At 64.9% G+C, this 599-nt stretch carries 1 protein-coding gene; it reads left to right on the forward strand.

Translation table 11 applies throughout. The features are described 5' to 3' along the window. A partial coding sequence (locus AC0L3N_RS33940; protein ID WP_473552064.1) for a LysR substrate-binding domain-containing protein occupies positions 1–599 on the forward strand: 599 nt, incomplete at both ends.

Below are 599 nucleotides of genomic sequence, written 5' to 3' on the forward strand. Positions count from 1 at the left end.
GCGGCGCATGCTGGATGGCAGCCTAAAAACCCGTCTCGCCGTCAGCGTGCCGTTCTCGCTGGCCGAATTGTGGCTGGCGCCGAGGCTGGCCGTGCTTCTCGACGCTTTCCCGCAAATGGCGATCGACGTTAGGGTCGAAGACGATCCCGTCGACCTGGTGCGCCAGAACATCGATCTTCGCATCAGCTATGGCGACTATCACTATCCCGGCCTGCGGCTCGTCCGTCTCGTCCATGACGATGTCCTGCCGGTCTGCGCGTCGGACTTTTGGCAGAGATACGGCGACGGTGCTTCCAGCCTGGCGGATGTGCACGAGAGCGTGTTCATCCATACCAACTGGGGTCCGAACTATGCCTCGCATCCGACATGGGCGGACTGGTTTTCGGCGTCAGGCGGCAGCCGCTCGCCTGACCCGTCGCATGGGCGGCGCGTCGGACTGTCCAGCCTGGCGATCACCTCGGCCCGGCTGGGTCTCGGAATAGCCCTTGGCCAGAGGATCATGGCCCGCGCCGATCTGGAAGCGGGCCGGCTGATCGCGCTGTCGTCGGTCTCGGTCCGGCTCGGCCATCCCTATTGCGCCTTCATACCGCCGGCAAAGG

The sequence above is a fragment of the Mesorhizobium sp. WSM4807 genome, assembly GCF_055811615.1.